This window comes from Pseudomonas sp. NPDC087814 (assembly GCF_044742865.1).
In the GTDB taxonomy this organism is placed as follows: domain Bacteria; phylum Pseudomonadota; class Gammaproteobacteria; order Pseudomonadales; family Pseudomonadaceae; genus Aquipseudomonas.
Genome location: NZ_JBIUVK010000023.1, coordinates 65,121 through 91,779, shown reverse-complemented (window position 1 = coordinate 91,779; position 26,659 = coordinate 65,121). Strand labels below are relative to the sequence as shown.

General features: G+C 60.9%; 20 protein-coding genes and 1 rRNA gene. 10 read left to right on the top strand and 11 right to left on the bottom strand.

All coding sequences use genetic code 11. The features are described 5' to 3' along the window. Nucleotides 1-93: ribosomal RNA gene (gene rrf / locus ACIOMR_RS18170) — 5S ribosomal RNA — on the top strand; the annotation flags it as partial. A 78-nt stretch (nucleotides 94-171) separates the two neighbouring features. On the opposite strand, the gene ACIOMR_RS18165 is transcribed toward rrf, so the two are convergent. The 4 genes from ACIOMR_RS18165 to ACIOMR_RS18150 all read right to left on the bottom strand — a co-directional run bounded on the left by ACIOMR_RS18165 (nucleotide 172) and on the right by ACIOMR_RS18150 (nucleotide 5,497). Next, complete coding sequence (locus ACIOMR_RS18165) at nucleotides 172-1,347, bottom strand: PepSY-associated TM helix domain-containing protein (RefSeq protein WP_401195605.1); 1,176 nt, start codon at nucleotides 1,345-1,347, stop codon at nucleotides 172-174. Nucleotides 1,348-1,418: 71 nt separating this feature from the next. Further along, the gene (locus tag ACIOMR_RS18160; RefSeq protein WP_401195603.1) at nucleotides 1,419-3,911 is read right to left on the bottom strand and encodes a TonB-dependent siderophore receptor; all 2,493 of its coding nucleotides are present in this window, start codon (nucleotides 3,909-3,911) and stop codon (nucleotides 1,419-1,421) included. Between the two features lie 105 nt (nucleotides 3,912-4,016). After that, entirely contained in the window at nucleotides 4,017-5,000 is a 984-nt protein-coding gene (locus ACIOMR_RS18155) for a FecR domain-containing protein (protein WP_003218246.1), read from the bottom strand. Next, complete coding sequence (locus ACIOMR_RS18150; RefSeq protein WP_008433614.1) at nucleotides 4,997-5,497, bottom strand: sigma-70 family RNA polymerase sigma factor; 501 nt, start codon at nucleotides 5,495-5,497, stop codon at nucleotides 4,997-4,999. Before ACIOMR_RS18150 ends, ACIOMR_RS18155 begins: the two co-directional genes overlap by 4 nt. 279 nt (nucleotides 5,498-5,776) lie before the next feature. Between ACIOMR_RS18150 and ACIOMR_RS18145 the strand changes: the two genes are divergently transcribed. Beyond that, complete coding sequence (locus ACIOMR_RS18145) at nucleotides 5,777-7,657, top strand: methyl-accepting chemotaxis protein (RefSeq protein ID WP_003218243.1); 1,881 nt, start codon at nucleotides 5,777-5,779, stop codon at nucleotides 7,655-7,657. A 42-nt stretch (nucleotides 7,658-7,699) separates the two neighbouring features. Here the strand turns inward: ACIOMR_RS18145 and ACIOMR_RS18140 are convergent, their stop codons facing one another. The 5 genes from ACIOMR_RS18140 to ACIOMR_RS18120 all read right to left on the bottom strand — a co-directional run bounded on the left by ACIOMR_RS18140 (nucleotide 7,700) and on the right by ACIOMR_RS18120 (nucleotide 14,427). Next, nucleotides 7,700-8,149, bottom strand: a complete 450-nt coding sequence (locus tag ACIOMR_RS18140; protein WP_401195600.1) for an SRPBCC family protein — start codon at nucleotides 8,147-8,149, stop codon at nucleotides 7,700-7,702. 27 nt (nucleotides 8,150-8,176) lie between these two features. Further along, nucleotides 8,177-11,560, bottom strand: coding sequence for an amino acid adenylation domain-containing protein (locus ACIOMR_RS18135; RefSeq protein WP_401195597.1), 3,384 nt, complete (start codon nucleotides 11,558-11,560; stop codon nucleotides 8,177-8,179). Further along, the gene (locus ACIOMR_RS18130) at nucleotides 11,557-12,504 is read right to left on the bottom strand and encodes a diiron oxygenase (protein ID WP_401195594.1); all 948 of its coding nucleotides are present in this window, start codon (nucleotides 12,502-12,504) and stop codon (nucleotides 11,557-11,559) included. The genes ACIOMR_RS18135 and ACIOMR_RS18130 overlap by 4 nt, the downstream gene beginning before the upstream one ends. After that, on the bottom strand, nucleotides 12,501-13,265 hold the full coding sequence (locus ACIOMR_RS18125; RefSeq protein WP_134325511.1) for a DUF3050 domain-containing protein: 765 nt from the start codon (nucleotides 13,263-13,265) through the stop codon (nucleotides 12,501-12,503). The genes ACIOMR_RS18130 and ACIOMR_RS18125 overlap by 4 nt, the downstream gene beginning before the upstream one ends. A gap of 451 nt (nucleotides 13,266-13,716) precedes the next feature. Next, nucleotides 13,717-14,427: a GntR family transcriptional regulator gene (locus tag ACIOMR_RS18120; RefSeq protein ID WP_401195591.1), complete on the bottom strand. Its 711-nt coding sequence runs from the start codon at nucleotides 14,425-14,427 to the stop codon at nucleotides 13,717-13,719. Between the two features lie 298 nt (nucleotides 14,428-14,725). Between ACIOMR_RS18120 and ACIOMR_RS18115 the strand changes: the two genes are divergently transcribed. The 8 genes from ACIOMR_RS18115 to ACIOMR_RS18080 all read left to right on the top strand — a co-directional run bounded on the left by ACIOMR_RS18115 (nucleotide 14,726) and on the right by ACIOMR_RS18080 (nucleotide 23,697). After that, a complete protein-coding gene (locus ACIOMR_RS18115) occupies nucleotides 14,726-15,619 on the top strand; it encodes a TauD/TfdA family dioxygenase (RefSeq protein WP_134325513.1) in 894 nt (297 codons plus the stop codon). 14 nt (nucleotides 15,620-15,633) lie between these two features. Continuing rightward, nucleotides 15,634-16,659, top strand: a complete 1,026-nt coding sequence (locus ACIOMR_RS18110) for an ABC transporter substrate-binding protein (RefSeq protein WP_003218229.1) — start codon at nucleotides 15,634-15,636, stop codon at nucleotides 16,657-16,659. A gap of 1 nt (nucleotide 16,660) precedes the next feature. Beyond that, nucleotides 16,661-17,512 carry an ABC transporter ATP-binding protein gene (locus ACIOMR_RS18105; protein WP_008433632.1) on the top strand — a complete coding sequence of 284 codons (852 nt, stop codon included), beginning with the start codon at nucleotides 16,661-16,663 and terminating at the stop codon, nucleotides 17,510-17,512. Between the two features lie 12 nt (nucleotides 17,513-17,524). After that, entirely contained in the window at nucleotides 17,525-18,373 is an 849-nt protein-coding gene (locus ACIOMR_RS18100; RefSeq protein WP_003218225.1) for an ABC transporter permease, read from the top strand. Nucleotides 18,374-18,487: 114 nt separating this feature from the next. Beyond that, nucleotides 18,488-19,408 (top strand): LysR family transcriptional regulator, encoded by a 921-nt coding sequence (locus tag ACIOMR_RS18095; protein ID WP_003218223.1) that lies wholly within the window; start codon nucleotides 18,488-18,490, stop codon nucleotides 19,406-19,408. Between the two features lie 229 nt (nucleotides 19,409-19,637). Further along, a complete protein-coding gene (locus tag ACIOMR_RS18090; protein WP_401195585.1) occupies nucleotides 19,638-21,173 on the top strand; it encodes an MFS transporter in 1,536 nt (511 codons plus the stop codon). A gap of 26 nt (nucleotides 21,174-21,199) precedes the next feature. Then, nucleotides 21,200-22,258, top strand: a complete 1,059-nt coding sequence (locus tag ACIOMR_RS18085) for an HlyD family secretion protein (RefSeq protein ID WP_003218219.1) — start codon at nucleotides 21,200-21,202, stop codon at nucleotides 22,256-22,258. Next, nucleotides 22,255-23,697 (top strand): efflux transporter outer membrane subunit, encoded by a 1,443-nt coding sequence (locus tag ACIOMR_RS18080; protein ID WP_401195582.1) that lies wholly within the window; start codon nucleotides 22,255-22,257, stop codon nucleotides 23,695-23,697. The genes ACIOMR_RS18085 and ACIOMR_RS18080 overlap by 4 nt, the downstream gene beginning before the upstream one ends. Before the next feature lie 33 nt (nucleotides 23,698-23,730). Here ACIOMR_RS18080 and ACIOMR_RS18075 read toward each other — a convergent pair whose 3' ends face one another. Together ACIOMR_RS18075 and ACIOMR_RS18070 are read right to left on the bottom strand one after the other, a co-directional pair. Further along, nucleotides 23,731-24,435, bottom strand: a complete 705-nt coding sequence (locus ACIOMR_RS18075; protein WP_134325515.1) for a DUF3142 domain-containing protein — start codon at nucleotides 24,433-24,435, stop codon at nucleotides 23,731-23,733. 3 nt (nucleotides 24,436-24,438) lie between these two features. Next, on the bottom strand, nucleotides 24,439-26,601 hold the full coding sequence (locus ACIOMR_RS18070; RefSeq protein ID WP_401195579.1) for an outer membrane assembly lipoprotein YfiO: 2,163 nt from the start codon (nucleotides 26,599-26,601) through the stop codon (nucleotides 24,439-24,441). Nucleotides 26,602-26,659 lie beyond the last annotated feature (58 nt).

The window sequence follows — 26,659 nt, the reverse complement described above, 5'->3', positions numbered from 1 at the left end:
ACCACCTGATCCCATCCCGAACTCAGCAGTGAAACGATGCATCGCCGATGGTAGTGTGGGGTTTCCCCATGTGAGAGTAGGTCATCGTCAAGATTGAATTCCGAAACCCCTGTCTGCTAGCGCAGACAGGGGTTTTGTCGTTTAAGGGCTGGGCAAACAACTAGGACCGGCTCACCCTTTGCGTGCCTTACTGCTTCGCCTGGCCATTAACTTGCGCCACCATATATAGATCCCGGTAGCAGACAACATCGCGATCACAGCTCCCAGCAGCGCAATCAGCACCTGACCCGTCACCCCGATGATCCTGCCCCCATGGATCGGCAGTTGCAGCCGATAAAAGCGCTCTCCCAACGTACCTTGCCCTGCTATTTCCTGCCCCAGTAAACGCCCATCCGTCCCGTGGAAAAACAACCAGGATTTCCCATGGGCCTCGGTGTCATGTTGTCCAAAACCCGCTCCATAAAAGTTGTACTCAAAGCTGTAGTAAAGCTCTCCAATCGCCGCCGTCAGTCCCAGCCGCTTGCCTTCCTCCAGCGCCCGCTCATAGGCCTGTTGATAACTCAGTTGTGTCACGCCCAATTGCTCGGCGGGTAACCCGCCACGGGCCTCATAGACGCTAGGCTCAACCGGTGAGAACAGCGAGACAGCAGGCTTGAACACCTGGCTCGGCAAATTCATCGCGACGCTGCTGACTGCAATCGGCAGCAACAACAGCCAAAGCCATAACCCGCCTGCACGATGCAGGTCGAAGTTCAGCCGGTAAGCGTGGCCGCCCTTGATCTTCCACGCCGTGGACCACTTCTTCCAGAACGGTTTACCTCTCGGCAGGGTCAGCCACAGCGCGATAAAACAATCGAACACCCATGCGATCGCCACCAGTCCCATCAGCCACAAACCCCAATTGCCCGGCAGTGTCAGGTTGTAGTGAAATTCCAGAATGAACGGAATGAAGTTCTCGCGCTGAAAGCAGCAAGCCCCCCAAACGCGCCGGCCCATTTCTTCGCCGCTGACCGGATCCAGGTAAAAGACCTGGTTGGGCTCCTCAAAGGGTTTGCCCGTCGCCGGATCGTTTCTCGCAACTGCCGCCAGCATCGCGGTATGACCGGCCTCTTGTGGATACTCCATGTACCAGACTTGCAGTTTGGGATGCTGCCCCTGCAACGTGTCCACCAGTTCACCTGGCGGCAATGCCGAACCTTTGGCCGTTGCTCCATAAAAGCCGGGATTGAGCCATTCATCCAACTCATGGTTAAACGCCAGAAGGCTGCCCGTGAGTCCCGCCATCATCAGAAACAACGCCGTTGCCAACCCGATGTAGCGATGAAGTAAAACCAGCAATGCGCGCATAAAAATTTCCTGCAAAGACGACAAAGCCAGCGCCTGGAATCAGGAACTGGCTTTGTATGAATCGAGAGGGATTAGAACTGGTAGCTCACCGTCGCACTGACGTTGCGCTCTTCACCCAGGTAGCAGAAGTTCAAACTGGCACACGACGCCACGTACGACTCGTTCGTCAGGTTGTTGGCATTCAGGCGTACATCCACACCCTTCAGTCCAACCTTGCCAAGGTCATAACCCATCGAGGCATCAAACAGCGTGTAGGCGGGCACCTTCATGGTGTTCTCCGCATCTGCCCAGCTGTAGCCGACATAACGAACACCACCACCGAGTCGCAGGCCATCCAGTGCGCCGCTATCGAACTTGTAGTCTGCCCATACCGACGCCATATGACGCGGCGCCTGCGTCGGCGAGTTCCCCTTGTTCTCGATCACGTTGTCCGCAGTACTCAGCGTGCTGACCATCGACTTCGAATACTCGATATCGGTGAAGGTATAGCTGCCCAACAATTTGAGATGGTCGGTCAACTGCATATGCGCCTCCAGCTCCAGGCCCTGGGAGCGCACAGCGCCGACCGCGCGATAGAAGTTTTCCTGCGGCAGTTTGGTCGCCAGGTTTTCCTGGTCGATGCGGAACAGCGAGGCCGTGAACAAATTGTCGGTACCCGGCGGCTGATACTTCAAGCCGACTTCCCACTGGGTGCCGTCGGTAGGTGCAAGGGGATTGCCGGCACTGTCCGAATAGGAGTTCGGGTTGAAGGATTCGGAATAGCTGACGTAGGGCGCGAGACCGTTATCAAACAAGTAGAGCGCTCCGGCCCGGCCGGTCAGTTTGGTACGTTTATCACTGATCTCTGTGCCCAGCGGTCGTCCCGCTTCGGCAATGCGATTTTCATCGGAGGTCTCAACCCAGTCCTGACGCAGCCCGAGGGAGAACCGCCACTTGTCCATCTCAATCAGGTCTTGCAGGTAAACGCCGGTCTGCTCGAGCCGGCGCAGATAACTGGTTGGGCTGTAATAGCTGATCTCGGAATTGCCATACACCGGGTTGAACGCATTGATTGGCGCAAGAGAGCCGCTGCTCCAGTCCACGACGGTTTTGCGCCGCTGATAGTCCGCCCCCATCAACACCGTATGCTTGGTCGCGCCGGTAAAAAATTCAGCCTGCAGCATGTTGTCGATGATGAACGCATGCAGCTTTTCGTCACCGCCTGAGTAGTAGCGATTCAGCTCATTACTGGTGGGCGTGGTCCAGCCATAGGCATACACCTGGTCCAGCTGGACCTTGGAGTCCAGATACCGAAAGTTCTGCCGCGTCGTGAAAACATCATTGAAGCGATGCTCGAACTGATAGCCGAACGACTGTTGATCACGCTTGTACCCATCAATGCCCGGTTCGCCTTCGAAGAAGTGATTGGAGATCCGCTGGCCGTTGCGCTGATGCAGCGCGCCATCTGCCGGCATGCCTCCGTGGTAGCCACCGTCGGGGTCATGCTGCAGGTAAGCCTGGAGTGTGAGGGACGTGTCATCGGTAAAGTCGATGCTCAAGGTGGGTGCCAGCGCGTAGCGTTTTTCCTTGGCATGGTCGAATTGCGTGTCGGACTTGTCTGCAAGCCCGGTCAGTCGGTAAGCAATGCGCTTGTCGTCATCCACCGGGCCGCTGAAGTCGAAACCCATGCCTCGCTGCCCTTGGGAACCTATCGTGGCCTGGACCTGATGGTATGGCTCAAACAATGGCTTCTTGCTGGTCAACGCCACCAGCCCACCCGGCGAGCTGCGCCCGTAGAGCACCGATGACGGTCCTTTGAGGATATCTACGCGCTCGAGGAAATACGGGTCCACCTGCATGGTGCTGTAGGTTCCGCTGTCACCCATGGATTTCAAACCGTCCAGGTAGATGTTATCCACCGAACCGTCGTTGAAACCACGCATCGCCACATAGTCATAGCGGTGAGTGGCGCCATAAGGGTTGGTCAGCACGCCAGGGGTGTAACGCATGGCCTGGGCAACGGTTTGCGAGCCTTGGTCGTCCATCTGCTCGCGGGTCACCACTGAAACCGTCTGAGACGTTTCCAGCAGCGCGGTACTGGTCTTGGTGGCGATCTGGCTGTGGGTCGCGTTGTAGCCTTCCATGCTGCCCAGGGCATTACCCAGGGCGAAGCCTTTGATGTCGGTGGTCGGCAAGGTCAGCGCCTCGCTCTCGGGCTGGACCTGCAACACGAAACTCACGTCGTCCTGGGCCTGCGCCTGCAAGCCTGAGCCGTTGAGCAATTGGCTCAGGCCCTGTTCGGCCGAGTACTCCCCGTGCAGCCCGGGAGACTGTCGGCCCTGAGTCTGCGCAGGCGTGCTGGAAAGGGTGATGCCTGCCTGACGGGCAAACTGATTGAGCACATCGCTCAGCGCGCCTGCCGGGATGTCATAGCGCTGGCTGATACGTTCGACCCCGCTATCAGCCGCGACACCGGCCACTGGCAGCAAGCCGATGCCCATCGTGGTCGACAGCAATGCTGCGCGTACGGCTTTGCCGAGCAAAGGGTAGGAAGAGGGAGAGTTGCTGAAAAAACGCACAGTCATTATCGAGATCCGTAGAGGTCGCTGAAGGCAGATTGAATTGCTTACTGTCTAAGCCGGACTCACGGAAAAAAGCCGCCAAAAATAAATCAGGCACGCCAAAAATAATCAGGCCTGACGCTCCAGGCTCACCCACCAGCGCGTGCGATAGCGCAGGCGCACAGGCAGCGTCTGCGGAAGGATCGCCAATAGTTTCTCGGTGTCCTCCAGGCGAAAAACACCAGACAAGCGCAAATCTGCGATATCGCTCGAGCAGCCCAGATAACCATGGCGATAGCGCCCCACCTCCGCCAGGAAGTCGGCAAGACGCATGTTGCGGGTGACGATCAATCCGTCGGCCCAGGCCCCTGTATCCATATCCGAAGGCGGCGCCAGAGCGGCCGCATTCTGACGCACCAGATAGCTTTCTCCTGCATGCACTTGAGTGAAAAGCCCGTCGGCGGTATGCGGTGAATGAATCGCCACGTTGCCTGACGCGACGCTCAGACGTGTGCAATCGCTGTCCTGGCGCACCACAAATCGCCCGTCTATTCCTTCGAACAAACCATGGCGGGTGCGAACCAGCAGGGGGGCGGTCGCCGCGGCGCCGCAGGTCACCAGGATTTCCCCGCGCACCAATGTGATCAAGCGTTGTTGCGGGTTGAAGTCGAGGTCCACTGCGCTATCGGTATTGAGCTGCAGGCGCGTGCCATCCGGTAGTTGCACGCTACGGCGTTCGCCAGTGGTGGTAGCCAGGTCAGAGGTCCAACGCTGCCAGCCGGTGAGGTCTCGGCTGACCCAGGCCGCCGAACCCATCAACAGCACGCCGGACAATACCTTCAATGCCTGCCGGCGCCCAAGGCGCTGGGCACTGTTCTCCAGCGCCACATGGGCCCCGGGAATCGCCGCCAACTGGCTGCTTAATTCATGCTGCAGTGCCTGCACGCGTTGCCAGGCCAACTCGTGTTCATGATGAGCCTCGCGCCAGTGCTCGCACTGCGCCTTCAGGCGGACATTGGCGCGATTGTTACGCAGGCGCAGCATCCAACTGATGGCCTGCTTGACCACCTGCGGGTCGATTCCTGCGCGCGCGGTGTTATCCATCGAGGTCATGCCTCATACCGCAGCACATAACAGTGATAAAGCGCCTCGGCGACATAGCGTTCCACCGAACGCAGTGATACACCCATCTGCTGCGCAATCTGCTTGTAAGTCAGGCCGTCGCATTGAGCCAGTAGAAACGCCTTGCGTACCTTGGGCTTGAGTCCGTCCAGAAGCCGGGCGATGGACTCCAGCAATTCCAGAATCAACGCACGTTCTTCAGCACTCGGCGCCAAGGCTTCGGGCAAATGCGCGATGGACTCCAGGTAGGCGCGCTCGATTTCTTCGCGACGCCAATGATCGATCACCAGGCCCCGCGCGATAGTGCGCAGGAAAGCGCGAGGGGCCTTGAGTTCGAAACGTTCGGTTTTTTGCAGCAGCCGCACGAACGTGTCCTGGGCCAGGTCCGCCGCATCCGCTGCGTTACCCAGTCGGCTGCGCAGCCAAGTGTTCAGCCAGCCATGATGGTTGCTGTAAAGCGTCTGTACTGCGTACTCGGATGAGGGCATTCACACGGCCTGGCAAAGCGTCACAAATGATAATTAGTCGCATTGTCGACAAGCCTGAAAAATTTTGCAACTCCTGACGTTAGAGCGCTACCACTGGTCGGTTTCTGACATTAAAAGCAGATGCTTCTCACAAATTCCTAAGATTTATCCTGCCTTGGCCGAAAGCCTGACGAGCCATGCGTGCACCGAAATAGAGCAGTCGCAGAGTCTGCCTATACCGTTACATGGAATGTTGCATCCGGCACGCTCACCCCCTTTTGGCAAAAAGAAGTCAATGAAATGAATCTCAAGTTCAGTCATAAAATTCTGTTGGCCGCGTCAGGCGTAGTGGTTCTGGCCTTCGCGTTATTCACGTTCTACAACGACTACTTGCAGCGCAATACCATCCGGCAAAACCTGGAGTCGTCCATTCAGCAATCCGGTGAACTCACCGCCAGCAGCGTGCAGAATTGGCTCAGCGGGCGGGTGCTGGTACTGGAAAGCCTCGCGCAAAACGTGGCCCATCAAGGCAGCTCTGCCGATCTTCCGGGGTTGGTCGACCAGTCGGCATTTACCTCCAACTTCCAGTTCACCTACGTCGGTTCCACCAACGGCGTGTTCACCCAGCGTCCCGACGCCAAAATGCCCGATGGCTACGATCCGCGTCAGCGTCCCTGGTACAAGCAAGCTGTCGCAGCCGACAAGACCATGCTTACACCGCCCTACATGGCTGCGGTAGGCGGGCTGATCGTGACCATCGCGATGCCGGTGAAAAAGAATGGCGAACTGCTTGGCGTGGTCGGCGGTGACCTGAGCCTGCAAACCCTGGTGAAGATCATCAACTCGGTGGATTTCGGCGGCATCGGCCATGCATTCCTGGTCAGCGGTGATGGTCAGGTGATCGTCAGCCCGGACCAGGACCAGGTGATGAAGAACCTCAAGGACATCTATCCCGGCACCAACGTGCGCATCGAGAAGCTCAGCCAGGAAGTGGTCTTGAATGGCCAGGAACGGATTTTGTCCTTCACCCCGATCAGCGGGTTGCCGAATGCCGACTGGTACATCGGCCTGTCGATCGACAAAGACAAAGCCTACGCACCGCTGGGTAAGTTCCGTACCTCGGCATTGATCGCCATGTTCATTGCGGTTGCCGCCATTGCCGTGTTCCTGAGCGTCCTGATCCAGGTCTTGATGCGCCCGCTGACCACCATGGGCCGCGCCATGCAGGACATCGCCCAGGGCGAGGGTGACCTGACCCGCCGCCTGACAGTGGAAAGCAAGGACGAGTTCGGTGACTTGGGCAGTGCCTTCAACCAATTCGTCGAGCGTATTCACGCGTCGATTTCCGAAGTTTCCTCGGCGACGCGCCAGGTGCACGACCTGTCCCAGCGAGTAATGGCCTCGTCCAATGCGTCGATCATCGGTTCCGACGAACAAAGCGCGCGCACCAACAGCGTGGCCGCAGCGATCAACGAACTGGGGGCCGCCACGCAGGAAATCGCGCGCAACGCTGCTGATGCTTCGCAACACGCCAGCGGTGCCAGTGAGCAGGCCGATGATGGGCGCAAGGTGGTTGAGAAAACCATCCTGGCGATGTCGGAGCTTTCGCAAAAAATCAGCCTGTCCTGCACGCAGATTGAAACCCTGAACGCCAGCACCGACAACATCGGCCACATCCTGGACGTGATCAAAGGCATCTCCCAGCAAACCAACCTGTTGGCCCTCAACGCCGCGATTGAAGCGGCACGTGCCGGTGAGGCCGGGCGTGGGTTTGCCGTGGTGGCGGATGAAGTACGCAACCTGGCGCACCGCACCCAGGAGTCGGCAGAAGAGATCCACAAAATGATCACCTCGCTGCAGATTGGCTCGCGTGAGGCCGTGACCACGATGAACGCCAGCCAGACCTCGAGTGAAGAAAGCGTCGAGGTCGCCAACCAGGCCGGTGAACGCCTGGTCAGCGTGACGCAGCGGATCGTCGAGATCGACGGGATGAACCAGTCGGTAGCGGCCGCCACCGAGGAACAGACCGCCGTGGTGGAAACCCTCAACGTCGACATCAACCAGATCAACCTGCTGAACCAGCAGGGCGTGGCCAACCTCAACGAAACCTTGAAGGATTGCGACGCCTTGTCTCAACAGGCCAACCGCCTGAAGCAGTTGGTCGACAGTTTCAAAATCTGATCGATGAACACACAGGAGCGAGCCTGCTCGCTCCTGTCTCCTTTAGCCAAACATCGCTCGCACATTCGCCAGCGCACCATCGGCGAATGCCTGCACAAACGGCTCAAATCCCTCCGCGCCAGGTTCAACCGGCTCGGCGATGATCGTCCAGGTCACCCGTGAGGATCCTGCTCCCAACGGTTCGACATCCATGGCGGCCCACAACCGTGCTACGCCCAAGGTGTTGTAGATCGTGGTCCAGGTCATGCGCATGGCCTGCTCGTCGCGGCTGTTGAGTTGCTCCACTACCAGATTTCCATCGTGGAAGAACTTCTTGCGCAGCGATCCCGCGCCCGCACCAGTGATTTCGATGTGGGACAAGGCGGGGATGAATCGATCAAATCCGCCAAAGTCACCGACCACCGCCCACGCACCGGCGGCATCACAGGCAACCACAACTGAGGACACCACAGGTTTGGCGCAAGGGTTGCGAATCAACGTATCGGGTTTCATAAGGTCTTCCTTCAATTGAGAGCCTGGTCACAGGAAACCGGTGCTGCGTAGGTACTCGCAGCCCTTGCGTAACAGCGCCGGATTTTTTTCGGGGTAGCGTCCGCCCATCTGCTCGACGCCGCGTCGTGCGTTGTCATGGCGGATCATCGAGGTATCGCCGATGTCCTCGCCCACCCCATTGAGGTAGAAGCCCAGTACGCCGAACAGCGCATTGCGGCTGTCCACTGTGTGCAGGTGACGTTGCCAGTGAGCCACGCTCACCAGCTCGAATGCGTGGCCTGCCTGGCGAAAGGCGTCGACGTAGGTTTCCCAGCTCAGGGGCTGCGGGTTATGCAGGTTGAACACCGTCCCTCCAGCACGGCAGCGGCTGCTGTGGAACGCAATAAACCGGGCGAGAAAGTCCACCGGCATCAGGTCGAAATTCAACTCAAGGTGCGGCACCAGGCCCAGTTGGAGTGAACCTTTGAGCATCAACATCAGGCGATTCTTCTGTGGCTCGCAGACTCCGCTGCGGCTGTTGAAGCTGATGTTCCCCGGGCGATGGATATTGACCCAGGCACCTTGCGCTGCGGCGCGTCCCAGCAAGCGTTCGGCAACCCATTTGGACAGGTTGTAGCCATTCTGGATGTAGAGCGGCGGGGTGGCCGCGGCGGGGTTTTCGAGTACCTGGCCATGTGCGTCGATAGTGCTGGCGGCCGACAGCGTCGAGATAAAATTGAAGACCTTCTTGCATCGGGTTTCACACAGGCGCAGGCATTCCAGCACCGGTTCGACGTTGTCCTTGGCCAGGGTGGCGTAATCCATCACATGATTGACGTGGGCGGCGTTGTGCACCAACACGCCGAACTCCCCGGCGAGGTAGTCATACACCTCACTCGACAAGCCAAGACGCGGCTGGCTGATGTCGGCGGCATACACCTGCACCCGGCTCAGGTCCAGGTGTTCCAGACGGTACTCTCGCAGGGCCTCGGCAAACCTCGCGGTCGCCGAATGTCCGGGCCGTTCGCGCACCAGGCAGGCCACTTCAAGTGCACCCTCGGCCAACAGTGCCTCGACGATATGCACCCCGAGAAAACTGTTGGCCCCGGTCACGATCACCCGGCGACGTTCGCCCGCCTGTTCAGCCGGCAATGTCTGCACATGCAGCTCACGCAGCGCATCCCGGGTAGCCTGGCCGGTCGGTGCTTCGGGTGGTGCGTCGTCCCCCATCAGCGTAGCGAGGGTACGAACCGTGGGGGTTTCAAAAAACCGGCTGAGGGAGAGGCTGCGCCCGAACTGCTCGCGGATACGCAGCAGCATCGTCGACAGCAGGATGGAATGGCCGCCAAGATTGAAGAAGCTCTCGTCGGCCGACAGCTGCGTGACCGGCATGCCCAGCAACTCGCTCCACAGGTTGAGCAACTGCACTTGCATGGGCGTGTGCGGTTCGCCGTGAATGATGGCCGGCAGCGTTGGAGTCGGTAACGCCAGCAATGCCTGGCGGTCGACCTTTCCGTTGGGGGTGCACGGCATGCTCGCAAGTTCCGTGCACAGGGTTGGCCGCAAATAGTCCGGCAGTGTTTGCCGGGCATGCTGCGTCAGTGCAGGCAGGGCGTCTTGTGTTTCGGGCTGAGCAACAAAAGCCAGGATTCGCCGCTCACGGTCAATCACCACCGCCACTTGGCGAAACAGCTGACTGCTGCGCAGGCAATGTTCGATCTCTTGCGGTTCGACCCGGAACCCACGGATCTTCACCTGCTGATCCCGGCGCCCGACCAACTCGATGCCGGCAGCGGTCCACTTCGCCAGGTCGCCTGTGCGGTAGGCCCGCAAGGTCTGGCCGTCGGGCAACTCCAGGGGGACGAAATGCTCGGCGGTCTGACGCGGCTGGTTGAGGTAACCCAGGCTGACGCCGGGACCGGCGATGTACAGTTCGCCCAACACCTGCTCATCCACCGGTTGCAGGTGCTCGTCGAGGATCAGTACCTGGCTGTTGGCGATGGGCGTGCCGAGGTTGCGATTGCTGTCGCCCGGCTGCAACGTGTGGCTGGTCACCAGCACGGTGGCTTCGGTGGGCCCGTAGAAATTGTGCAGGCAACACTGGCCTGCCAACTGCTCGTTGACATAGGGCTCGCACACGTCGCCTCCGGTCATCAGGTGCGCCAGGCCCAGGGGTTGATCCAGCGGCAGGATGCTCAGCAGCGCCGGCGGCAGGAAGGCGTGGGTGACGCGCTGTTGTCGGATCAACTCCACCAGTTGCTGCGGGTCGCGTCGCTGGTCCTCACTGGGCACGATCAGCTCGGCGCCCGCGATCAGGCTCGGGAAGATATCGATCAGGGACGAGTCAAAACTCAAGGGCGAAAACTGCAAGACCCGGCTGTGTTCGCTCAGCTGCACATGACCCCCGAACCAGGCGCTGAAATGGGCCAGGTTGTGCTGGCTGAGCAGCACGCCCTTGGGGTGGCCGGTAGTGCCCGAGGTGTGGAGCACCATGCAAGGGTCGTCCATGGCGGGGCGCTGGCGCATTGGCAGCGAGGTGTCGGGAGTGTCGACGGCACTCACATCCAATGCACAAAACCCGTCCCGCAGTGGATGCTTGCCATCATCCAGCAGCACCGAGACGCCGGCGTTTTCCAGCATCGCTTGCTGGCGTTGCAGCGGGTGGCCCGGCTCCAGGGGCAGGTACACCGCACCGCAGGCGAGTACCGCGAGAATGCTGGCGTACAGCTCCAGGGATTTGCCCAGGCAAACGCCGATTACCGGCGGTATGTCGTGGGACCCAAGCAGAGGTCGTAGACGGTGCTGGATAGCCAGGCTCTGGCGATGCAACTGCCGGTAAGTCAGCCCGCTGCCGGCAATGTTCAACGCTGGCCGGTCGGCGAAGGTTTGCAGACTGTTTTCCAATCGTTCGATCAGGGGTACCTGGGCTTGCTGCTGCAGAACCAAATCGGCCGTCAGGTTAAAACGATGCAGGTACGCCAGGGATGCAAGCGCTTGCAGGCCGTGTTCCGGATCATCAGAGGCGACGGCCGCCTGCGAGAAATAGCCCGGGTCCCGGGAGAACCCACTCACCTGTTGGGCTACCCACTCCACCAGGCGGCTTACTGCGTGTTGACGCAGCCGTTGACCATTGCCACAGGCTTCTCCGGCAACCTCCAGGGTTGTCAGGAGTCGCCGTGAGTGGGCGTAACACCTGAGCTGCAGGGCCGGCAATCCACAGTCGGTCAACGCTCCCATACCCACGCGCAGGCTCATCAAGGCTGTGCACGTCACGCCGGGCGGAACCTCCTCGCTACCGTCATCAATCAGCAGGTCTACTAGGTGGGTGACATCCTGTGCTCGCACCACCCCATGACCGTATTGCGCCAATGTCTCACCCAGTTCATTCAGCGCCGCGCTGAAGCCCGCCAGCCCAATCTTCAGGTGCCTCATGGGTGCCCTCCTGGCGCCGCAAGAAAGGCATCCAGCGCCAGAACCACACTCGGCGTTTGCAGCAGGCCGCTGTGGTTCAGGAAGCCCATGATATTGCCGATCAACGGGTGCTGGTGGGTAATGGGAAAGCCCATCGCCTGCACTTCAGTGCGCAGCGCAGAGCGCGTGCCGTCACTGACATCCAGGTGCTCGATCAAGTGCAGGTCGAAGTTTTTCTGCAGGTCGTGGGTCAGGTAATGCTGGAGAAAAACCGGCAGGATCCGGGCGATACAGTCGCGGTCCGCGGCGTCTGCAGACTGCCAATAAATACGCACCAGGCGCGTCCAGAAAAGCGCGTGGCGGCCCTCGTCAAACAAGTGGTCGGCCATCAACCCACGGATGGATTGCTTGACACTGTCGTCCTTGGAAAACGCTGCCACGTCATGGGTCACGGTGTTCTCGGCGATGGCCACGGCAATCAGTTCCACGGCATCGCGCAGGTGCTCGGGCGCCAGCGCCAGTGCGGCAGGCAAGGCGCGGCTCAGCTCGATTTGCGCGGGTAGTTCAAGGGGTGGGATCCCGGTCATCTCGATGGTCTGTTGCATGAAATCGAGGGCGACGAGGGCGTGGTAATCCTCGTCTACCACCACGGTCATGGCGTCGTAGCGACAGGCAAGCGGGAAGGGCACCGAAAAGCGATTCTTGGCGATGCTGCGGGCGGTCTTGTCGACGATCTCGGTTTCAAAGATCACCACGTCGTTGATGAACTTGTAGAACGTCTGCAGCAAGACAAAATCACGGCACTGCGGGCATTGGTCGATAAAGGTCGCGCTCAGCACCAGAGGCTGTCGGCTCAGGGGGTAGATCAGTTTCTGATCGTTTTCCAGCCGCCGCCGCGGGCGTGTGCGGATGGTCGCGCGGCGCTCCCAGTCGTCGGCAAATGAGCGGTAGTCGGCAGGGTTCATGCGCTCATCTCCGGCAGGCACCTATGCAACCCATCCCATAAGGCCAGGCGGCTTTCCACGGCGCCGAGGGCGCAACTGTCGGCTTGCTGCTCGCGGCTTGGGTCGCCGAGGGTAAGGCGTTGCAGCAATTGCGTTGCCGCCGGGCCATGCTCCTGGGCGTCGATCTCCATGTGGCGCTTGAGGTAGTAGCAGAAGGTGGGCGCCTGGCGATGGAGCACCTCGCACTCCTCCAGGATGCGCTTGAACATCGCCGGGATGACGCTCTCGCGCCCGTGGAGAAAGGCAGCCGCCACGCAGTGCGTCGGTGCGTCCAGGGCAACCTGCAGGGTACTTCTGACGAACCGGGCCACGGACGGGTGGATGTCGATTTTTTGCAGGGCCGTTTCTGCATCGTTGCCGTCACGCTGCAGGCTGACGAACCGCTCGATGTTCGCCGTGCTCGCGCCGACTTCACGCATGGCTTCCAGGTACAACTCGAAGTGGCTGCCGTGCCCATGGCCGGGATACGCGTCCGACTCTTCGCCCAATACGATCTCATTGATCAGGCGAGCCGCTTGCGGGTCCGTTGGCGGTAACCAGGGCAGGCGCATACCGGTGAGGTCATGTTGCAGGCGTTTGGTGAGTGTCATGAAGTCCCACACGGCGAATACGTGGTTTTCCATAAAGTACTGCAACTTTGGAAGGGTATTTATATGTTTGAATATTGGATGGATATGTAACTTCTGCTTTTTTTGTTTAAGCAGGTGTGAGTGCTGGAACATGTTGATGCCTATAAGTCGTGTCTCTTCCCTGATAAAAGCGTTGTGCTTTAGCGACAAATAAACATTGGTTTTCACGGATGCGCGGGTGCCTTGATAACAGGCAGCCCTGTACGAGGCTGACACTGTTACTGGCAAGCAGCATGCTGTGACAAAATACCAAGGCTTTATTTAAAGGAACGCCACGCGCAGTGACGCACCGAGCATGGATTCACGCTGTCGATTGGGAGAATTGGAGTGTTGGTAATAATCTGATTAAGTATTCAGGTGTTTTTAGTTTTATAAGTTTTTCGAGTTGGAATATTGCGGTAGTTGGATCGCTCTGCGGAGTGTGTGAAGTTTTCTTTGGGCTTAATGGTTTAACGGGAGTAATGGTGGTGCACTGGCCTCCGTCGGCCAGCGTCACTTTGCAGCGCTTTGTGGTCGAGGGAGGCGTTTCAGTTCCACGCGGAATTTACAGCGCAGCGTTCTGTTCAGTCTCTTCAAGACTTTTGAGGTAACCCGTAATCACCTCCATGCCGCGGGTAAGGTGGTTACGCAGGGTCAGGATGCTTTCGTCGACCTTCTTTTGCGCCACGAGGTCGAGCAGTTCGCGGTGATCTTCCTGGGACGTCTTGCCCAGGCCCATGGCCTCGAGGTTGAAGCGCAGGAAACGTTCCTCTTCGTTCAAGCCGTGTTCAACCAGCTTGAGCAACCGCTGATTGCCCGCCTTGCCATATAGCGCCATGTGGAACAGGCGGTTGAGGCGGCCGATTTCGGTGTAGTCGCTTTCCCGTTCCAGCGCGTCGATAAAGGCGCCAGCCTGGGCGATGTCATCGGGCGTGAGCAGGGGAATCGACAAGCGCAGCGCTTCGGATTCGAGGAGTATGCGCAGGGCGTAGGTTTCCGCCGAGTGGTCCTCGATCAGTGGCGCCACCATCGCGCCTTTGTGGGTGACCACATGCAGCAGCGATTGGGCTTCCAGTTGACGCAATGCCTCGCGCACCGGCATCCGGCTGACACCGAACAAGCTGGCCAGCTCCTGTTGACGCATGGCGGTGCCACAGGGCAAGCGGCCATCCAGGATGGCGTTGCGCAATGTTTCTTCAATCACGGAGCGGGCGAGATGGGCGGGGATAGGCCCGCTGATCTGGATGCTGCTCAAAGGGTTCGGCTTCTGCGTCACGACTACGCTATCCTCCTTTTCAAGGTGAGGTGGCTAATTGGATCCAATGCACACTAGAGATTGTCCACAAGCTTGTCAAACGGGCAAGGTTTCGGCTTGTAAGCGACTCAACAGCGTGTTCTTCGGGCCCACAGCTCCCATTTGTCAGGTCTTACAGGCTAAAGGTCCGTCGTGCACATTTTATTCCCGGGAGTCGGGCCAACAGCGGTATTGCTGCATATCGATATTCACTAACGGTATTTAAAATGCGGTTCTTATGACTATAAAGTCACTCTCCTGACTGCACGGGAGTGAACTCATGTCTGCCACCTCTACTGTTCCAACAGCGACCGACACCACACAAACCTTCGAGATCCGTCCATTTCCCGGCAGCGTCGGCGCCGAAATCATAGGCCTGGACCTGGCCCGCCCGGTCAGCGACCAGGACTTCGCACGCATTCACCGCGCGCATCTGGACCATCACGTCGTGGTCTTCCGCGACCAACGTATCACCCCCGAGCAACAGATCGCCTTCAGCCGCCGTTTCGGCGTGCTGCAAATCCATGTGCTCAAACAATTCCTGCTGGCCAACCACCCGGAAATCCTGATCGTCTCCAACATCATCGAAAACGGCCAATCCATCGGCCTGGGAGACGCGGGCAAGTTCTGGCACTCGGACCTCTCCTATAAGGAGCTGCCGAGCCTGGGCTCGATGCTCCATGCCCAGGAGCTGCCGTCCGAGGGTGGCGACACATTGTTCGCCGACATGCATAAAGCCTGGGACAACCTGCCCGAGCCCTTGCGCAAGGCGGTCGAAGGCCGCAGCGCCGCGCATTCCTACACCGCACGCTACAGCGAAACCAAATTCGAAGGCAATTGGCGCCCGACCCTCACGCCCGAGCAACTCGCTCAAGTGGCGGAAGTGGTACACCCGATTGTGCGCACCCACCCGGAAAACGGCCGCAAGGCGCTGTTCGTCAGCGAGGGCTTCACCACCCGTATCGTCGGCCTGCCTGAGGATGAAAGCCGCGACCTGCTGGCCCAGCTGTACGCCCACAGCGTGCTGCCGGAAAACATCTACCGCCATCAGTGGCAGCCCCACGACATGGTGTTCTGGGACAACCGCTCGCTGATCCACCTGGCGGCCGGCTGCCCCAGCCACCTGCGGCGCAAGCTGTACCGCACCACCATCCAGGGCGACGCGCCTTTCTGACCCGGAGCATGACCATGTCCAAGAAAACCCCATTTGCGCGCCTGGCCGCGACGGTTGGCCTGGGCGTCAGCCTGCTGGCCGGCAGTCTTGTGGCGCCTGCCGCCGCCCAGGCCGAAGGCGAAATTCGCATCGCCGAGCAGTTTGGCATCGTCTACCTGTTGCTCAACGTGGTGCGCGACCAGAACCTGATCGAAAAATACGGCAAGCAGGAAGGCATCGACATCAAGGTCGACTGGACACAATTGTCCGGCGGCGCAGCCGTCAATGATGCGCTGCTCTCCGGTTCCATCGACATCGCCGGGGCCGGCGTTGGCCCGCTGCTGACTATCTGGGACCGCACCCACGGCAAGCAGAACGTGAAAGCCGTTGCCTCCCTGGGCAACTTCCCCTACTACCTGGTGAGCAACAATCCCAAGGTCAAGACCATTGCCGACTTCACCGAAAAAGACCGCATTGCCGTACCGGCAGTGGGCGTTTCCGTGCAGTCGCGTTTCCTGCAATACGCTGCCGCCAAGCAATGGGGTGACAAGGAGTTCAATCGACTCGACAAGTACACCGTCGCCGTCCCGCACCCGGATGCCACGGCTGCGCTGATTGCCGGTGGCACCGAGCTGACCGGGCACTTCTCCAACCCGCCGTTCCAGGAGCAGGCCCTGACCAACCCGAACGTGCATGTGGTGCTCAACTCCTATGACATCCTCGGGCCTAACTCGCCGACCGTGCTGTTCGCCACCGAGAAATTCCGCAACGACAACCCGAAAACCTACAAGGCGTTCGTCGAGGCACTGACCGAAGCGGCGCAGTTCGCCCAGAACGACAAAGGCGCCGCCGCCGATACCTACATCCGCGTGACCAAGGCCAAGATCGACCGCGCCGAGCTGCTGAAAATCATCGAAAACCCGCAGTTCGAATTCAGCGTCACACCGAAAAACACCTACCCGCTGGCGGAATTCCTCTACCGCGTCGGCGCGATCAAAAACAAACCCGAATCGTGGAAGGATTACTTCTTCCAGGACGCCAAGCCGCTGCAAGGGAGCTGACATGAACGCGCCCTTGCAAGGCCACACGGCCAGCAACCCGACCACCACCGAAGCACTGCTTTCGGTGGATAAAGTCAGCCTTGAATACCGCACGCCCGAACGGGTGGTGCGGGCCACTCACCAGGTCAGCTTCGCGATCGATCCGGCAGACCGCTTTGTATTGCTGGGGCCTTCGGGCTGTGGCAAATCCACACTGTTGAAATCCATCGCCGGCTTTATCAAGCCGTGTGAGGGCGAGATCCGTCTGCTCGGGCAAAAAGTCGAGCAGCCAGGGCCGGACCGTATCGTGGTGTTCCAGGAGTTCGACCAACTGCCACCGTGGAAAACCGTCAAGCAGAACGTCATGTTCCCGCTGCTGGCGTCCAAAACCCTCAAGCGTCGCGAGGCCGAAGAGCGGGCGCTGTACTACCTGGAAAAAGTCGGCCTTACGGCCTTTGCCGATGCCTACCCGCACACCCTGTCCGGCGGCATGAAGGCCCGCGTGGCAATCGCCCGGGCGTTGGCCATGCAGCCGAAAATCCTGCTGATGGATGAACCCTTCGCCGCCCTCGACGCCCTGACCCGGCGCAAGATGCAGGAAGAACTATTGCTGCTCTGGGAAGAGGTGCGTTTCACCCTGCTGTTCGTCACCCACTCCATCGAGGAAGCGCTGGTGGTGGGCAACCGCATCCTGTTGCTGTCGCCGCACCCGGGGCGGGTGCGGGCGGAAATCCACAGCCATCAATACGACCTGCACAGCCTCGGCGGTGTGGAGTTCCAGGCTTCGGCGCGGCGCATTCATCGGCTGCTGTTTGATGAAGCGCCCGAGGTGGAAACCGAACTGGGTTTCGCCGATATCCGCATCGCTTATTGAAGGGCTTGCACCATGCGCCAGGAATATGAAATCACTCTCGAACCGTTGCCCGGTGTACGCGTAGAGCGCGAGTTGCCGTGGCGCCAGCGCCTGTGGCAACAAGGCTGGCTGCGTAAAAGCCTGATCCTGATCGTGCTTGCGATCCTCTGGGAAGCGGCTGCCCGTTATCAGAACAATGACCTGCTGCTGCCGAGCTTCCTGCAGACACTGAGCGCGTTCTACGACGGCATGGCCAGTGGCGAGTTGTTGAGCAAGGTCAGCATCTCGCTGGTGGTGCTGATCAAGGGTTACCTGATCGGCATTGTGCTGGCGTTTGCCCTGACCACGCTTGCGGTGTCGACCCAACTGGGGCGTGACCTGCTGAGCACCCTGACCTCGATGTTCAACCCGTTGCCGGCGATTGCCCTGCTGCCGCTGGCGCTGTTGTGGTTTGGCCTGGGGCAGAACAGCCTGATCTTCGTGCTGGTGCATTCAGTGTTGTGGGCGCTGGCGCTCAACACCTATTCAGGGTTCCTCGGCGTCTCCGAAACCCTGCGCATGGCCGGTCGAAATTATGGCCTCAAGGGTATGCGCTTCGTGTTGTTCATCCTGATCCCGGCTGCGCTGCCGTCGATTCTCGCCGGGTTGAAAATCGGTTGGGCGTTCGCCTGGCGCACGCTGATCGCCGCCGAGTTGGTGTTCGGTGCTACCAGCGGCAAAGGCGGTTTGGGTTGGTACATCTTCCAGAACCGCAACGAGCTGTACACCGACAAAGTGTTTGCCGGCCTGGCGGTGGTGATCCTGATCGGGCTGCTGGTGGAGAACCTGGTGTTCGACACCCTGGAGCGGGTCACCGTGAAGCGCTGGGGCATGCAACGCTGACTGAAACTCCAACCCGGACTGAAACGCCAACCCTGTGGCGAGGGAGCAAGCTCCCTCACCACAGTCTGCTACGATTGCGCCAAGTTCACTCCCAACCCATCACGAGTGCTTGGCATGCAATTACCGGACATGAACCTGCTGGTCGCCCTCGACGCCTTGCTCGACGAGGGCAGTGTGGTAGGCGCCGCGCGGCGGATGAACCTGAGCCCGGCCGCCATGAGTCGCACCCTCACGCGCATCCGCGAGGCAGTGGGCGATCCGATCCTGGTGCGCGCCGGTCGCGGCCTGGTACCGACGCCCAAGGCCCTGGAGCTACAAGGCCAGGTGCGCAGCGTGGTGGAGCAGGCGGCGCTGCTGTTCCGCTCGGCGGACGAAGTGGACCTGCGCACCCTGCGCCGACGCTTCAGCGTGCGGGCCAATGACTTTTTTGTCGGTGTGTATGGCGGTCGGCTGTTCGACACCATGGAACGCATGGCGCCGCTGTGCGAACTGCGCTTCGTGCCGGAAGGCGACACCGATGACGAGGCCCTGCGTGAAGGCCGTCTCGACCTGCGGGTGGGCAACACCATGCCGATCACTCCGGAAGTGAAGGTGCAGAACCTGTTCACCACCACCTTCGTCGGCCTGGCACGGGAAGGGCACCCGTTGTTCGATGGAGAAATCACCGCCGAACGGTTTGCCAGCTATTCGCATATCAGCATCTCCCGCCGCGGCATTGCCCGGGGGCCCATCGACACCGCCCTGAACGCCCAGGGCCTGGAACGCCGAGTCGCGATGATCGCCCCGGGGTTTCACGGCGCGATGTTCATGCTGCCGGACTCCGACCTGATCCTGCCGGTGCCCAAGGAAGCGCTCTACAGCGCCAATCGCCTGAAGCTGCCGTTGCGAGCCTTCACCCTGCCAATTTCCCTGCCGACCCTGGTGCTGACCCAAGCCTGGCACCCGCGTTTCGACAAGGACCCGGCCCATAGATGGCTGCGCGAGACCATGCGTGAATGCTGCGAGGCGACGTGGAAGGAAGCGCAGCCCACGTGAGTCGCAAGTGAGCCCGGTCAATGTGGGAGCTGGCTTGCCTGTGCTGCGGGCGACCCGGTTTTTCAGGCATAGCGAGGTGATGCCATCGCGGGCAAGCCCGGCTCCCATAGAGATCGCCTACATTTTGATCATTGCGTCTGGTGCACTTATAAGCTTCCGATAAGTCACTTTTTGTCATGTCTAAGCCTTATTAAACTGCTCGGGTATTTCCTATTCCGAGTTGTAGTTCATGACGTCCCTCGCTGCTCCCGCACCCCTGGCCGCAGCCAAACCGACCGCCATTACCCCGCCCGTTTTCGGCCCGCGCATCATCATCGGCCTGGTGGGCGTATTGCTTGCGGTACTGGTGTCCGGCCTCAACGAGATGGTGACCAAAGTCGCTCTCGCCGATATTCGTGGTGCGATGTACATCGGCTTCGACGAAGGCACCTGGCTGGTGGCTGCCTACACCGCCACCTCTGTCTCGGCGATGGCCTTCGCACCCTGGTGTTCGGTGACGTTCTCTCTGCGCCGTTTCACCCTCTGCGCCATCGGCCTGTTCACCATACTTGGCGTGCTGTGCCCGTTCGCACCGAACTACGAAAGCCTGCTGATCCTGCGCACCGTGCAAGGCCTGGCCGGTGGCGCCTTGCCGCCGATGCTGATGACCGTGGCCCTGCGGTTCCTGCCGGCCAACGTCAAGCTGTACGGCCTCGCCGGCTATGCTCTCACGGCCACTTTTGGCCCCAGCCTCGGCACACCGCTGGCGGCCATGTGGACCGAATACGTCGGCTGGCAATGGGCGTTCTGGCAGATTGTCGGGCCGTGCCTGCTGGCCATGGCGGCCGTGGCCTACGGCTTGCCCCAGGACCCGCTGCGCCTGGAGCGCTTCAAGCAGTTCAACTGGCGCGGCTTGCTGTTGGGCTTCCCGGCGATCTGCATGCTGGTGATCGGCCTGTTGCAGGGCAATCGGCTGGACTGGTTCGAGTCGCCGCTGATTACCTCATTGTTGATCGGCGGCCTGGTGTTGCTGGTGCTGTTCATGATCAACGAGTGGTCGCACCCGATGCCGTTTTTCAAGTTGCAGATGCTTGGGCTACGCAATCTGTCGTTCGCGCTGATTGTGCTCGCCGGGGTGCTGATCGTGCTGCTGGCGGTGACGATCATTCCGTCCAGCTACCTGGCCCAGGTCCAAGGCTACCGCCCGCTGCAAACTGCACCGGTGATGCTGATCATGGCGCTGCCGCAGTTGATCGCACTGCCGTTGGTGGCGGCGTTGTGCAACTTGCGCTGGGTCGATTGCCGCTGGGTATTGGGCATTGGCTTGAGCATGTTGATCCTGTCCTGCGTGGGCGGGGCGCAACTCACGTCGGCATGGATTCGCGATGATTTCTACGTGCTGCAACTGCTGCAAATCTTCGGGCAACCGATGGCGGTGTTGCCGCTGCTGATGCTCTCCACCGGCAGCATCACGCCCCAGGACGGGCCTTTCGCCTCGGCGTGGTTCAACACCGTCAAAGGCCTGGCCGCCGTGGTCGCCACCGGCGTTCTCGATGCCCTGACCACACACCGCCTGCATTTCCACTCGACCATGCTGGTGGACAGCCTGGGCAACTCGCCCCTGGCCGACAGCGATGCCGCCGGCCTTGCCCATCGGGTGCACGAGCAGGCCGTGGTGCTCACCTCTTCGGATCTCTACTACGTCATGGCCGGTGTCGCGGCGGCGTTGATCCTGCTGATTTTCTGGATGCCGACGCGGATTTATCCGCCCCGCGCGCCGACTTGATTGCTCACTGAGCCAAAGGGATTGTTATGAAACGCAAAGACAAAATCGCTGTAACCGTCATCACCGTGTTTGCCGTCGGTGTGCTGGTTTACTTGCTGGCGCCGGGTGTGTTCGGCAGCAAACGCCAGAGCACCAACGACGCCTTCGTCGCTGCTGACTACACCCTGGTGGCGCCGCGTGTGGCCGGCTTCATCAAGGAAGTACTGGTGGAAGACAACCAGCGGGTCAAGGCCGGGCAGTTGCTGGCGCTGATCGATGACCGTGACTTCCGCGCCGCTGCCCAGGCGGCCGATGCCGATACGCTGGTGGCCCAGGCGCAGCTGAAAAATGCCACGGCAACCCTGGAGCGCCAAAGCTCGGTGATTGCCCAGGCCCAGGCGACTGTGGCGGCAGATCGCGCCGAAGTGGCGTTTGCCGAACACGAACTGAACCGCTACAACCACCTCGCGGGTGTAGGCGCCGGCACCGTACAGAACGCCCAGCAAGCCAAGACGCGTATTGACCAGGCCACCGCACGCCTGGCGAATGCCACGGCGGTGCTGGCCGCTGAACGCAAGCAGGTGGAAATCCTCAGCGCCCAGCGTGATGCGGCAGAGGGCGGCCTGAAACGTGCCCAGGCCGCACTGGAAATGGCCAGCTATCAGCTGTCGTACACCCGCATCGTCGCGCCGGTGGACGGCATGGTCGGCGAGCGCGCGGTGCGGGTCGGCGCCTATGTGACGCCGGGCAGCAAGATCCTCGCCGTGGTACCGCTGGCCGAGGCCTACGTGGTGGCCAACTTCCAGGAGACCCAGTTGTCCCACATGCACGCTGGCCAAACGGTGGACGTGAAGGTCGACAGCCTCGACGGCGAAGTGCTCAAGGGCCACCTCGAAAGCCTGGCGCCAGCTACCGGCGTGACATTTGCCTCGGTCAAACCCGACAACGCCACCGGCAACTTCACCAAGGTGGTGCAGCGTATTCCGGTAAAAATCATCCTGGAGCCCGGCCAGGCGTTGACCGAGCGCCTGCGGGTCGGCATGTCGGTGGAAGCCAGCGTCGACACCCACGCCGCCGCCCAGCAACGTGAGGTGGCGCAGCAATGAGACGCCTTGCCTGGTTAACCTTGAGCCTGCTCACCCTGAGTGCCTGCACCGTCGGCCCGGACTTCCAGCGCCCGCAGAATCCCGTCGGCCAATGGACCGAGCCCCATGGCCGACAAGCCGCCAGCCAAGCGGTCAGCGACCCGCTGGAAGAGCGCTGGTGGGAAGTGTTCCACGACGCGCAGCTCACCGCGCTTACCCGTCGCGCGCTGACCGATAACCTCGACCTGAAACTCGCCAGCAGCCGCCTGCAACAAAGCCGCGCGGCGCGCCAGGTGATCACCGCCGAGCGCTACCCGACCGTCAACGCCACCGGCGATTACCTGCGTCAGCGCAACAGCGCCGATGGCTTGAGCGATGCCTCGGGCAAGAACGGCCGCTCGGCGTTCAACCAGTGGGACATGGGTTTCTCCGCCGCCTGGGAACTGGACTTCTGGGGCCGGGTAAAACGCGAAACCGAAGCCGCCGACGCCACCCTGCAAGTCGCCGAAAACGACCGCCGCGCGGTGCTGTTGTCGGTGCTGGCGGAAACCGCCCAGGACTACATCCAGCTGCGCGGCGTGCAAAACACCCGCGCCGTCACCGAGCAAAACCTCGAGGTGGCGCGCCACAGCCTGAAGCTCTCGCAACTGCGCCTGGCCGACGGTGTCGCCACTGACCTGGACGTAGCCGAAGCCGCTGCTCAAGTGGCCGCCATCGAGGCGCGCCTGCCGGATTTGCAGCAACGCCAGGACCAGTTGATCAACGCCCTGAGCCTGCTGATGGGTGAACCGCCACAAGCCTTGTACGCCGAGCTGTCCAAGGACGCTGCGGTGCCGCAAACCCAACGCCAGGTCGCCATCGGCCTGCCGTCGCAACTGGCCGAGCGCCGCCCGGATATCCGCCAGGCCGAAGCTCGCTTGCATGCGGCCACCGCCTCCATTGGTGTGGCCAAGGGCGACTTCTACCCGCGCATCACCCTGTCTGGCAGCGTGGGCTCCCAGGCGTTGCAGCTGGCGGATTTCGGCTCGTGGAGTTCGCGTGCATTTGCCTTCGGCCCGCAACTGAGCTTGCCGATTTTCAACGGTGGCCGGTTGCAAGGCATGCTCGATCTGCGCGAAGCCCAGCAACAGGAAGCGGCCCTGGCCTACCAGCAGACCGTACTGCGGGCCTGGCATGAAATCGACGATCAACTGACCCGCTACAACGCCAGCCAACTGCGGCGCGACAGCCTCGCCGAAGCCGTGCGGCAGAACCAGATCGCCCTTGCCACGGCGCAGCATCAATACGTCGAAGGCGTGGTGGATTTCGTTAACGTACTGACCGTGCAAAGTGCGTTGCTGGCGACCCAGGAGCAGTGGGTGGAAAGCTCCACCGGCGTGTCCCTCGCCATGGTCGGGTTGTACAAGGCATTGGGTGGGGGCTGGGAGTCGGTGTATCCGGAACAGACGGCAGGGCGTTAATACCAGTGCCCACAGTCCAGGGACTGTGGGCATTCAAGGATTCTGCAAAAACACCACATACCCGCGAAACCACTCACTCCCCTTCAAATACCCCGGCTCCTCCCACTCTCCACCCTGAATCAACCCAATCTTGAACGGCACCCCCAACCGGTTCATGCGTGGCAGATACGCCGCGTAGTCCGGAATGCTGTGGCGGCCCTGGTAGGTCTGCACCACCACTTCATCAATCACGCCCTTGAGTTGTGCGATGGCGGCCGGGTCGGCGTTGCTGCTCCAGTCCATCAGCCCGGTGATGCTCAGGCGTAGATCCTTGGGCAAGCGTTGGCGCAGGTCGCGCAGGAAATCCGCGTATTCGTCGAGGTATTGCGTGCGCGCATCGAAGTCGATCTGGATGCCCACCACCGGGTTGCCCGCATCCCGCCAGCGTTGCACCTGGCCGAGCATCTGGCTGTACACCGACTCGGGCCAGTGCAGGGTGTGGGCGCGGTACACCACCCAGATTTCACCCTGGGTGATGCGCGGCACACTCATGCCCTGGGCGATGAATTGCACACCACGCCGGGGCGCGCGGCGGGTCGAGTTGATCTGGCCCTGGAGGATGTACAGGGTTTTCGCCTGCTTGAGCACCGGCTGCGGCGCGACGCCGCTCCACAGCCAGAACGCGTCATGGTCGCGGGCGTCCACCGCGCCGAAGGCCGGGCTTGCCAGCAGGAGCAGGGCCAGCCAGAAACGCTTCACGGCTTACCAGTAGTACTGCAGCGACTTGCCCCACTGGGTGTCGGCGAACCCGGTTTTCAACTGGCGGAACCAGCCTTTGCGCACGTTCTTGTCGACGTCTTCGCCACCGCAACTGTTGTAGCCCGAAGGTCCGTAGCAGTTGATGGCACGAAACAGCGCGTAGGCCTTGTCGTTTCGCGGTGCCTTGGGATTGCCGATCACCCGCTTGTAGCCTTCGAGCCGCGAGAAGGTTTCGCCCTTGAAGGGCGAGGCGGTACTGCCCAGGCTGCCGGCGGAGCGCGCTTGTTCCAGGGGCATGCCGTCCAGGCCGTTACGCAGGACGAATTCCCCCAGGCAGTTCAGGCCCTGCGGGTTTTTCGGATCGGCCTGCAAGGTGCTGGCGATTTGCGCGATGCTCGGGCAGGTGTAGCCGGACTCGGCCTTGTCACCGTTCCACTGGAACAGTCTCAACGACTGGCCGCCGCTGTAGACGTAGCCCAGGCTGGTGCCGAGCTTGTCATCGGGAACCGAGGCGGGCAGTTGCTTGAGGTCCTCGGCAAAGGTCTCGAACTGGCCGCGCAGCAGGTCTTTATAGAGCAGCGTGAATTGTGCGGTCTGGCGCTCTACCGGGTCTTCGGCATGGGCAAGCTGTTGGCGCAGCAGGTCGGGACCGGCGACGTTGCGCAGCAGGATATAGCGCACCTGCTTGGCACTGATCGGCGAGTCGGCGGAGAACACCTTGGCCAGTTGCCCGCTGCGTTCGTAGTTCATCGCCAAGGCCAGCTCCAGCTGGTCTCGTTGCAACGGTTGCCTGGTCAGCGGCAGCAGTTGCAGCCACAGCGCTTCGGCGGCTTTCCAGTCTTCCTTGGCTTCCAGCGCGAGGCCGCGCAGGGTCTGTTGGCTGAAAGCGAAGTAGTCGAGATTCGACGGCACGTCTTGCGGCAGCAGCTTCAAGGTACGGTCGGGCTGATGCTCGACGTTCAGGGCAAACGCCGCCTGCACGTAGGCATACAGCGCGGGCTCCTGCGCGAACACCGCTTTTTGTGCATCGAGCGCTTCACGCGTGAGCTTCGGCGGCTCGCCGGCACGCATCCACATCAGGTCGTTGAGGGCCAGGATCAGCGGGTTGCCCACAGGTGCCGTGGTGCTGGTCAGCAGCTTGGTGTCGGCTTCCTGCACCAGTTCATCCAGCGACACGTTGCGCTGGGCATCGGTGGCCTGGGTCAGTTGCCAGGCAAAGTCGTCCGCCAGTTTGTCGGGGTTGGGCGCCAGCCAGTGCACCCGGCGCAACAGGCCACGGGCGGAGGCGGCGTATTCGCCCTGTGGATAAGTTTTCAGGTAGTCGTTGAAAGCGCTTTCGGCCCGTTGCAGGGCAGACTTATCCACATGCTCAAGCGACGGTGTGCCGTATTCATCGAAGGCATTTTGCTGGGCGTCGTTCAGCGCGGTGCGGGCGGTCATGTACAGCGCTGTTTCCTTCAGCCAGGGCAGCGAGCTGCTCGTCAGCCCGGCAAAACCTTTTTGCGCATCGCTGAAGCGTCCGCTGTAAAAGTCCCCGGCGGCTTTCAGATAGGTGAGCAATGCCTGGCCGTCTGCCGATTTGATTTGGTCGGCCTCGCCTGCCGCTACGCCGTCCGAGGAACAACTGCCGAGCATCTGCAGCCGCAGCTTGGCCAGTAACTGGCGCTCGGCCTGCGGTACATCGGCCTTCACCACCTGGCTGATAAACGCGGCGGCACTGTCATCGGCGTTGCTGCGGCAGCGGCTGCCTTCGCCGGAAAGGAAGGCTTCACCGGCGGTCTTGGCGTCGTCGCGGGTGATGCCCAGCGGGCTGAGCAGTGCAACCAGTTCGGCGGTGCGCGAGTCGTCGGGTTTGTTGTCGGGCTCATCCGCAGCCGGCATAAGCCGATACACCGGAAAGGGCACCGGGCCAAATCCTTCGGACACGTCCTGCTCGCCCAAGGCATTCGGCGCCAGCGGCATGACGTTTTTGTCCGCCAGCAACAGCCGCAGGTTGACCCGGCTGTCATTGCCGGGGCTCAGGAAGGGCAGGTTGCTGCACACGTCCAGGCTGTTGCGCGACACCCGCCAATCCGGGTAGCAAGAGTCATCGCCGCTGGCGTGGGCCTGGAGGGGAAGGGTGGCGAGCAATGCCAGTGCCAGGGGTGACAGAAGACCGATGCGCATGAAATGTCCTTGATCCTGAATCCATGGAAGGCAGCAATCATAGCGTGATCCGATGAAA

Bases quoted from the DNA above. Each gene is read 5' to 3' on its own strand.
- ACIOMR_RS18165 (WP_401195605.1), bottom strand. From the start codon at position 1,347: ATGCGCGCATTGCTGGTTTTACTTCATCGCTACATCGGGTTGGCAACG.
- ACIOMR_RS18160 (WP_401195603.1), bottom strand. From the start codon at position 3,911: ATGACTGTGCGTTTTTTCAGCAACTCTCCCTCTTCCTACCCTTTGCTC.
- ACIOMR_RS18155 (WP_003218246.1), bottom strand. From the start codon at position 5,000: ATGACCTCGATGGATAACACCGCGCGCGCAGGAATCGACCCGCAGGTG.
- ACIOMR_RS18150 (WP_008433614.1), bottom strand. From the start codon at position 5,497: ATGCCCTCATCCGAGTACGCAGTACAGACGCTTTACAGCAACCATCAT.
- ACIOMR_RS18145 (WP_003218243.1), top strand. From the start codon at position 5,777: ATGAATCTCAAGTTCAGTCATAAAATTCTGTTGGCCGCGTCAGGCGTA.
- ACIOMR_RS18140 (WP_401195600.1), bottom strand. From the start codon at position 8,149: ATGAAACCCGATACGTTGATTCGCAACCCTTGCGCCAAACCTGTGGTG.
- ACIOMR_RS18135 (WP_401195597.1), bottom strand. From the start codon at position 11,560: ATGAGGCACCTGAAGATTGGGCTGGCGGGCTTCAGCGCGGCGCTGAAT.
- ACIOMR_RS18130 (WP_401195594.1), bottom strand. From the start codon at position 12,504: ATGAACCCTGCCGACTACCGCTCATTTGCCGACGACTGGGAGCGCCGC.
- ACIOMR_RS18125 (WP_134325511.1), bottom strand. From the start codon at position 13,265: ATGTTCCAGCACTCACACCTGCTTAAACAAAAAAAGCAGAAGTTACAT.
- ACIOMR_RS18115 (WP_134325513.1), top strand. From the start codon at position 14,726: ATGTCTGCCACCTCTACTGTTCCAACAGCGACCGACACCACACAAACC.
- ACIOMR_RS18110 (WP_003218229.1), top strand. From the start codon at position 15,634: ATGTCCAAGAAAACCCCATTTGCGCGCCTGGCCGCGACGGTTGGCCTG.
- ACIOMR_RS18105 (WP_008433632.1), top strand. From the start codon at position 16,661: ATGAACGCGCCCTTGCAAGGCCACACGGCCAGCAACCCGACCACCACC.
- ACIOMR_RS18100 (WP_003218225.1), top strand. From the start codon at position 17,525: ATGCGCCAGGAATATGAAATCACTCTCGAACCGTTGCCCGGTGTACGC.
- ACIOMR_RS18095 (WP_003218223.1), top strand. From the start codon at position 18,488: ATGCAATTACCGGACATGAACCTGCTGGTCGCCCTCGACGCCTTGCTC.
- ACIOMR_RS18090 (WP_401195585.1), top strand. From the start codon at position 19,638: ATGACGTCCCTCGCTGCTCCCGCACCCCTGGCCGCAGCCAAACCGACC.
- ACIOMR_RS18085 (WP_003218219.1), top strand. From the start codon at position 21,200: ATGAAACGCAAAGACAAAATCGCTGTAACCGTCATCACCGTGTTTGCC.
- ACIOMR_RS18080 (WP_401195582.1), top strand. From the start codon at position 22,255: ATGAGACGCCTTGCCTGGTTAACCTTGAGCCTGCTCACCCTGAGTGCC.
- ACIOMR_RS18070 (WP_401195579.1), bottom strand. From the start codon at position 26,601: ATGCGCATCGGTCTTCTGTCACCCCTGGCACTGGCATTGCTCGCCACC.